Annotated in this window: 7 protein-coding genes; 1 reads left to right on the top strand and 6 read right to left on the bottom strand. The window is 67.5% G+C overall.

Features of this window, described 5'->3' with window-relative positions:
* Positions 1-144 precede the first annotated feature (144 nt).
* The 5 genes from ACFVH5_RS21505 to ACFVH5_RS21485 all read right to left on the bottom strand — a co-directional run bounded on the left by ACFVH5_RS21505 (position 145) and on the right by ACFVH5_RS21485 (position 4,152).
* Positions 145-1,290 carry a DUF475 domain-containing protein gene (locus ACFVH5_RS21505; RefSeq protein ID WP_384807468.1) on the bottom strand — a complete coding sequence of 382 codons (1,146 nt, stop codon included), beginning with the start codon at positions 1,288-1,290 and terminating at the stop codon, positions 145-147.
* 279 nt (positions 1,291-1,569) lie between these two features.
* Positions 1,570-2,145 (bottom strand): TerD family protein, encoded by a 576-nt coding sequence (locus ACFVH5_RS21500; RefSeq protein ID WP_384807466.1) that lies wholly within the window; start codon positions 2,143-2,145, stop codon positions 1,570-1,572.
* A 133-nt stretch (positions 2,146-2,278) separates the two neighbouring features.
* A complete protein-coding gene (locus ACFVH5_RS21495) occupies positions 2,279-2,854 on the bottom strand; it encodes a TerD family protein (protein WP_055617911.1) in 576 nt (191 codons plus the stop codon).
* Between the two features lie 138 nt (positions 2,855-2,992).
* Positions 2,993-3,451 (bottom strand): peroxiredoxin, encoded by a 459-nt coding sequence (locus ACFVH5_RS21490; RefSeq protein ID WP_384807464.1) that lies wholly within the window; start codon positions 3,449-3,451, stop codon positions 2,993-2,995.
* A 263-nt stretch (positions 3,452-3,714) separates the two neighbouring features.
* Positions 3,715-4,152 carry a DUF3052 domain-containing protein gene (locus ACFVH5_RS21485; RefSeq protein WP_055519877.1) on the bottom strand — a complete coding sequence of 146 codons (438 nt, stop codon included), beginning with the start codon at positions 4,150-4,152 and terminating at the stop codon, positions 3,715-3,717.
* 497 nt (positions 4,153-4,649) lie between these two features.
* On the opposite strand from ACFVH5_RS21485, the gene aceE reads away from it, so the two are divergent.
* Complete coding sequence (gene aceE / locus ACFVH5_RS21480) at positions 4,650-7,397, top strand: pyruvate dehydrogenase (acetyl-transferring), homodimeric type (RefSeq protein ID WP_385835229.1); 2,748 nt, start codon at positions 4,650-4,652, stop codon at positions 7,395-7,397.
* 218 nt (positions 7,398-7,615) lie between these two features.
* Here the strand turns inward: aceE and ACFVH5_RS21475 are convergent, their stop codons facing one another.
* Positions 7,616-7,924, bottom strand: a complete 309-nt coding sequence (locus ACFVH5_RS21475; RefSeq protein WP_384807460.1) for a small hydrophobic protein — start codon at positions 7,922-7,924, stop codon at positions 7,616-7,618.
* Positions 7,925-8,097 lie beyond the last annotated feature (173 nt).

The following is an 8,097-nucleotide window of genomic DNA, read 5'->3' as shown; positions in this document are numbered from 1 at the left end:
CGGCCCACCCAACAAACACTCCCCCCCCCCCCCCCCCCGGACCCCCCCCCCCCCAACCTGGTCGGGGCCCTACGGCGCGGGGGGGGCCGCCCTCGCCCCCGCCGCCCCCCGCCCCTCACAGAGCGTTCCTCAACCTGACCGGTGTCACACCCCGGACGAGACCTCTGTCTTGTCGTCCGAGGGGTCAGCTTTTCCCTCCGCGGCCTCCAGCGCCTTGTTACGGCGCACGGAGGACCAGAAGGACCAGGCGATCAGGACGACACCGATGAGGCCGGTGATGATCTCGTTGACCTCGAAGCGGATGGTGATCAGCAGGATGCCGGCGAGCGCGCCGATGGCGTAGTGGGCGCCGTGCTCCAGGTACACGTAGTCGTCGAGGGTGCCCTGGCGGACCAGGTACACGGTCAGCGAACGGACGTACATCGCGCCGATGCCGAGACCCAGCGCCATCAGGACGATGTCGTTGGTGATGGCGAACGCGCCGATCACGCCGTCGAAGGAGAAGGACGCGTCCAGCACTTCGAGGTACAGGAACATGAAGAAGGCGGCCTTGCCGACGAGGGCTCCGGCGGAGATCTCCTTGCCCTTGGCCTTGGCCTCCTCCTCGGCCTCGTGCTCGCGCTCCTCCGCCTCTTCGAGGCGGTTCTCGAAGAACCCGGAGAGCCCGCCGACGACCAGGTACGTGATGAGGCCGGCGACTCCGGAGAGCAGGACCGTCTCCGCCTTGTCGGCGGAGCCCGCGTGCAGATGGGCCTGCGGGGCCAGGAACAGCGCGGTGAAGAGCAGGATGATCAGGGCGATGCAGGCGGACAGCATGTCGACCTTGCCGAGCTTGGCGAGCGGGCGCTCCAGCCAGCCCAGCCACTTGATGTCACGGTCCTCGAAGATGAAGTCGAGGAAGATCATCAAGAGGAACATGCCACCGAAGGCGGCGATCGACGGATGGGCGTCGGTCACCAGTTCCTGGTAGCGGTCGGCGTCGTTCAGGGCGAGGTCGACCGCTTCGATGGGGCCGAGCGAGGCGCTGATCGCGACGATCACGACGGGGAAGACGAGCCGCATTCCGAAGACGGCGATCAGAATGCCGACGGTGAGGAAGATCTTCTGCCAGAAGGCACTCATCTTCTTCAGGATTCCGGCGTTGACCACCGCGTTGTCGAAGGACAGCGAGATTTCGAGGATGGACAGGATCAGCACGATCCCGAACGCGGTCCATCCGCCGATCAAAACCGCTGCGACCAGACCGAGCGCGGTGACCGCGAACGACCAGCCGAAGGTTTTCAGAACCACTGGCTACCCAATCGTGAGTTGGGGGGCTACCCCCGGACGAAGTCCGGAGGGGGTTTCCCCCCGCCGTACCCGGCTTTACGAAACATTGACCTCGAAGTCTAGAGGGCCGACTCCCCGAAGGAGAGGGCCGGGCCCTTTCGCTCGAAGAGTCGCAGGTCCAGGGGGTCCCCACCCAGGTGACGCGCCTTCTGCCACCTGGGCCGTCTCACGCACCGGCACCACTTCGTGACACCACGGCCGACCCTCTGACCACAGGGGTCGTCTGCCGCGCACTGCGCTTTACGAAACGTTGACCCCGAAGTCGAGGGCGATGCCGCGCAGCCCGGACGCGTAGCCCTGGCCGACCGCGCGGAACTTCCACTCGCCGCCGTAGCGGTAGACCTCGCCGAAGATCATCGCGGTCTCCGTGGAGGCGTCCTCGGAGAGGTCGTAGCGGGCGAGCTCCTGGCCGTCGGCCTGGTTGACGACCCGGATGAACGCGTTGCTCACCTGGCCGAAGGTCTGGCCGCGGTTGTCGGCGTCGTGGATGGAGACCGGGAAGACGATCTTCTCCACGTTGGCGGGCACCTTGTGGAGGTCGATGAGGATGGACTCGTCGTCGCCCTCGCCCTCACCGGTGAGGTTGTCCCCGGTGTGCTCGACCGAGCCGTCGGGGCTCTTGAGCTGGTTGTAGAAGATGAACCACTCGTCGCCGAGCACCCGGCCCGAGTTGCACATCAGCGCGCTGGCGTCGAGGTCGAAATCCGCTCCGGTGGTGGAGCGTGCGTCCCAGCCGAGCCCGACCATCACTTGCGTGAGGTTCGGTGCGGCCTTGGAGAGGGAGACATTGCCTCCCTTGGCGAGCGTGACACCCATGTTTGGTCCTCCCCGGTGAAGCCGTTTGGTTGTGCCGTGGTACCAGCACGTCCGGCGCCGCACTAGGAGTGTGCGGCGCCGGACGGGAAGCGGTGGAGCGACTCGGGGCCGTCCTGCGGCCCCGGGAAACGGCTCAGACGTTGACGCCGAAGTCCTGCGCGATGCCGCGCAGGCCCGAGGCGTAGCCCTGGCCGATGGCGCGGAACTTCCACTCCGCGCCGTGGCGGTACAGCTCGCCGAAGACCATGGCGGTCTCCGTCGAGGCGTCCTCGGAGAGGTCGTACCGGGCGATCTCCGCCTCGCCGGCCTGGTTCACGACGCGGATGAACGCGTTGCGCACCTGGCCGAACGACTGCTGGCGGTTCTCGGCGTCGTAGATCGAGACCGGGAAGACGATCTTCTCGATGTCGGCGGGGACCCCGGCGAGATTGACCTTGATCTGCTCGTCGTCGCCCTCGCCCTCACCGGTGGTGTTGTCACCGGTGTGCTCGACGGAGCCGTCGGGGCTCTTCAGGTTGTTGAAGAACACGAAGTTGGCGTCACTGCTGACCTTGCCCTCCGCGTTCGTCAGGATCGCGCTCGCGTCGAGGTCGAAGTCGGTACCGGTGGTGGTGCGGATGTCCCACCCCAGACCGATGATGACCGCGGTCAGGCCCGGGGCCTCCTTCGACAGCGATACGTTGCCGCCCTTGCTGAGGCTGACTCCCACGAGTACTCCCATTGGTGTCCGGGGGCGGGAAGCCCCGTAGTGCGTTGGTATCGGATCAACGTGTCGATCCTAGTGAGAGGTTCCCCGTCCCCGCAGTGCCTGGGGCACGAAGAATCCCGAAGTGTCGGCATCCACGCCCTACAGGGCGTCGAGCGCCGTCACGTACTCGTCCAGGTCCCGTGCGTCCGGCAGGGCGTTGACGACGGTCCAGCGGACGACGCCCTCCTTGTCGATGACGAAGGTGCCGCGCACCGCGCAGCCCTTGTCCTCGGCGAACACCCCGTACGCGCGCGAGACCTCGCCGTGCGGCCAGAAGTCCGACAGCAGCGGGTACTCCAGGCCCTCCTGCTCGCCGAAGACGCGCAGGGTGTGGATGGAATCGTTCGAGACGGCGAGGAGCTGGGTGTCGCGGTCGGCGAACCGCGGCAGGTTGTCGCGCAGCTCGCACAGTTCGCCGGTGCACACGCCCGTGAAGGCGAAGGGGTAGAAGAGCAGCACCACGTTCTTCGCGCCCCGGAAGTCGGAGAGCTTCACGGTGGCACCGTGATTGTCCTTCAGCTCGAAGTCCGGAGCCTTGTCGCCGACCTCGATCGCCATGGTCCTGCGTCCCTTCCGTAGATCGGGCTGTTCGGGTGACACCCACCCTACGCAGACCCCCCGAAAGCGGACCACGCGCCCCACCGGCCCTGTAAGGGGCGCGGGGAACTGCGCGCTCAGCCACGACGGCGCCGCACCCGACAGACAGGCCCGTGGATCCCCGTGCGGCCCGGTGGGGGCTGGCCGCGCAGTTCCCCGCGCCCCCAAAGGGACGAGGCCCCCGCCGACAGAGTCGGCGGGGGCCTCCTGGCCTCGGCAGCGCCTCAGCGCTTCTTGGCCGCCGTCTTCGGCGTAGCCAGCTTCGTGCCGCTCCAGTCCTTCCCCACGCTGATGCCCTTGGTCTGGGACAGACCCGCGGTCGTCACAGCTTCGGCGATGTCGCTGGGCTCCACATAACCGTCTCGGCCGGTCTTGGGCGTCAGCAGCAGGACGGCGCCGCCCTCTTCGACGTACGTGGTGGCATCCACCAGCGCATCCGTCAGGTCGCCGTCGTCGTCTCGGAACCAGAGCACAACGGCGTCGGCGACGTCGTCGTACTCCTCGTCCATGAGCTCGCTGCCGATTACTTCTTCAATGGCCGAGCGGAGCTCCTGGTCGACGTCGTCGTCGAAGCCGATCTCCTGGACCACCTGCTCGGGCTGGAATCCCAGCCTGGCGGCCAGGCTCGTCCGCTCCTCCGCGTGGTCCGCGGTCGCGCTCACGGGTTGCCTCCTGATCATGTTCGGTAATGGGGTCCTCCCCGGCCCGGGCGAAGCCGAGATCCTGGGGAAGTTCAAGCCACGCGCGTGCGCGCAGCATTGGCCGTAGTCCACACGGGCGGGGCGGATCGCGCAAGTACCCGGCCGTCAAGACCGCCGAAACGGTGACGATCCAGGCCGTGTCGCCGCAACTCCAGTCAGGGAATCACAGCCGTTCGTGACGCACACCACAGGAATCTGCCCGGTTTGTGAATTTCGGAACCCTACGAGGGTACGAGACTCGAATGCCTTTGCGGTACGCGTCACGGGTCGGGCGTATCGTTGCGATTTGCCGGACCCGCCCTTGGGAGAACGGTTCGAACGTGTCGGTTACCTCTCGGTAGAGATGACGTTTCCGCTCCCGAGGTACACGATGGGGAACGGTGCAGACGCCCAGGAAACCAGAGAAAAAGCAAAGAAAAAACTGAGAAGAAGCGGCCCCCCGAGAGCGAAGGAACAGCGTGGCTTCCGGACCCGATCGCAACCCGATCATCATTGGCGGCCTTCCGAGTCAGGTCCCTGACTTCGATCCCGAAGAGACCCAGGAGTGGCTCGACTCCCTCGACGCCGCCGTGGACCAGCGCGGCCGGGAGCGGGCGCGCTATCTCATGCTGAGGCTGATCGAACGCGCCCGCGAGAAGCGCGTGGCCGTTCCCGAGATGCGCAGCACCGACTACATCAACACCATCGCCACCAAGGACGAGCCGTTCTTCCCCGGCAACGAGGAGATCGAACGCAAGATCCTCAACGCGACCCGCTGGAACGCGGCCGTGATGGTGTCCAGGGCCCAGCGGCCCGGTATCGGTGTCGGCGGCCACATCGCCACCTTCGCGTCCTCCGCCTCGCTCTACGACGTCGGCTTCAACCACTTCTTCCGCGGCAAGGACGGGGGTGACGGCGGCGACCAGATCTTCTTCCAGGGGCACGCCTCCCCCGGCATCTACGCCCGCGCGTTCCTCCTGGACCGCCTCGACGAGGCGCAGCTGGACGCGTTCCGCCAGGAGAAGTCGAAGGCCCCGCGCGCGCTGTCCTCGTACCCGCATCCGCGTTCCATGCCGGACTTCTGGGAGTTCCCGACCGTCTCCATGGGCCTGGGTCCGCTCGGGGCGATCTTCCAGGCGCGGATGAACCGCTACATGGCGGCGCGCGACATCGCGGACACCTCCGCATCCCACGTCTGGGCGTTTCTCGGCGACGGCGAGATGGACGAGCCGGAGTCGCTCGGGCAGTTGTCCATCGCCGCGCGCGAGGGCCTGGACAACCTCACGTTCGTCGTCAACTGCAACCTGCAGCGCCTCGACGGTCCCGTACGCGGCAACGGAAAGATCATCCAGGAGCTGGAGTCGCAGTTCCGGGGTGCCGGCTGGAACGTCATCAAGCTGGTCTGGGACCGCAGCTGGGACCCGCTGCTCGCGCAGGACCGCGACGGCGTGCTCGTCAACCAGCTGAACACCACGCCCGACGGCCAGTTCCAGACGTACGCCACGGAGACCGGCTCGTACATCCGCGAGCACTTCTTCGGTCACGACCACCGGCTGCGGGCGATGGTCGAGAACATGACGGACGACCAGATCCTGCACCTGGGCCGCGGCGGTCACGACCACCGCAAGGTCTACGCGGCCTTCGCGGCGGCCAAGGCGCACAAGGGCCAGCCGACCGTGGTCCTCGCCCAGACGGTCAAGGGCTGGACACTCGGCCCGAACTTCGAGGGCCGCAACGCCACGCACCAGATGAAGAAGCTGACGGTCGCCGACCTCAAGGGCTTCCGCGACCGGCTGCACCTGCCGATCACCGACAAGGAGCTGGAGTCCGGCGCGCCGCCGTACTACCACCCGGGCCGGGACTCCGAAGAGATCCAGTACATGCACGACCGCCGCAAGGCGAACGGCGGGTACGTCCCGACGCGTGTCGTGCGCTCGAAGCCGCTCGCGCTGCCCGAGGACAAGACGTACGCGAGTGTGAAGAAGGGTTCGGGTCAGCAGTCGATCGCCACGACCATGGCGTTCGTACGGCTGCTCAAGGACCTCATGCGGGACAAGGAGATCGGCAAGCGGTTCGTGCTGATCGCACCGGACGAGTACCGCACGTTCGGCATGGACTCGTTCTTCCCGAGCGCGAAGATCTACAACCCGTTGGGGCAGCAGTACGAGGCCGTGGACCGGGACCTGCTCCTCGCGTACAAGGAGTCGCCGACCGGGCAGATGCTGCACGACGGCATCTCGGAGGCGGGCTGCACGGCCTCCCTGATCGCGGCAGGATCGGCCTACGCCACGCACGGCGAACCGCTCATCCCGGTGTACGTCTTCTACTCGATGTTCGGTTTCCAGCGCACCGGTGACCAGTTCTGGCAGATGGCCGACCAGTTGGCGCGCGGCTTCGTACTGGGTGCGACCGCGGGACGTACGACGCTGACCGGTGAGGGTCTGCAGCACGCGGACGGGCACTCGCAGCTGCTCGCCTCGACCAACCCGGGCTGTGTCGCGTACGACCCGGCCTACGGGTTCGAGATCGCGCACATCGTGAAGGACGGGCTGCGGCGGATGTACGGCTCGTCCGACGCGCACCCGCACGGCGAGGACGTCTTCTACTACCTCACCGTCTACAACGAGCCGATCCGGCACCCGGCCGAGCCGGCGGACGTCGACGTCGAGGGCATCCTCGCGGGCATCCACCGCTTCGCGGCGGGGACCTCGGGCTCCATCCCGGCGCAGATCATGGCGTCCGGCGTGGCGGTGCCGTGGGCCGTAGAGGCGCAGCGGCTGCTCGCCGAGGACTGGGACGTACGGGCCGACGTGTGGTCGGCGACCTCCTGGAACGAGCTGCGGCGCGAGGCCGTGGAGGTGGAGCGGCACAACCTGCTGCACCCGGAGGAGGAGCAGCGGGTTCCGTATGTGACACGGAAGCTGTCGGGCGCCGAGGGACCGTTCGTGGCCGTTTCCGACTGGATGCGGTCGGTTCCGGACCAGATCTCGCGGTGGGTGCCGGGGACGTACCAGTCGCTGGGCGCCGACGGGTTCGGGTTCGCGGATACGCGCGGGGCCGCCCGGCGGTTCTTCCACATCGACGCGCAGTCGATCGTGGTGGGGGTCCTGACGGAACTCGCCCGCGAGGGGAAGGTCGACCGGTCGCTGTTGAAGCAGGCGATCGACCGGTATCAGTTGCTCGATGTGGCTGCGGCCGATCCCGGGGCCGCGGGTGGGGACGCGTAGCGCGTCACGCTCCGCGCGTCTCGCTCCGCGGGGGGTGCGGGTGCGTGGGGGCTGGCCGCTCAGTTCCCCGCGCCCCTTTCGGGGCGCAGCCCCGTCTTGAGGGGGCGCGGGGAACTGCGCGGCTCGCCCCCGCCGGGCCGCACGGGCGTGAACGCGGGCAGAGATGTGCCCCGCGGCCCTTCGAAGGGTGCGGGGCACGTCTGAATTCTGCAGCCCGGTCAGAACATCATGCCGCCGGGGGCTGCCGATCCGACCATCCAGACGACGGCCAGAACGGTGTCGATCGCTCCCAGTACCAGGGCAATCAGTGCCGGTACCGGGCGGGCGCCGTTCCATCGGCGCCCCATGGCCAGCCAGCCGCAGACGATGGCCGCCGGGCCGAGGATGATCCCCAGCACGAAGAATCCGGCGACCGCGCAGATGACTCCGATGATTCCGAGCGTCGCGCTGTCCGGCCCGCTCCGTGACCTCGTCCGGCTACGTGAGCGAGGGTGTTTGCGCGTGGTGTGACCGAAGCCCGCCATCATCAACTCCCTGGACCTCTGAGCCGACCGAATGCCGGTCGGTTCGGGCTCGGAAGTCGGGTACCCCGGTCATGTCAATTCAGACGCGTACTTCTTCGAAGCGGTTGCGCGGCGTGCGGCCCCCCACCCGCACCACCCCCCCCCATAAAACCAACATCCCCATCCCAACAAAAAAA

The sequence above is a fragment of the Streptomyces sp. NPDC127119 genome, from assembly GCF_042677425.1.
Taxonomy (GTDB): Bacteria; Actinomycetota; Actinomycetes; order Streptomycetales; family Streptomycetaceae; genus Streptomyces.
Note: the sequence above shows the minus strand (reverse complement) of the source record. Positions and strands in the feature narration are given on the sequence as shown.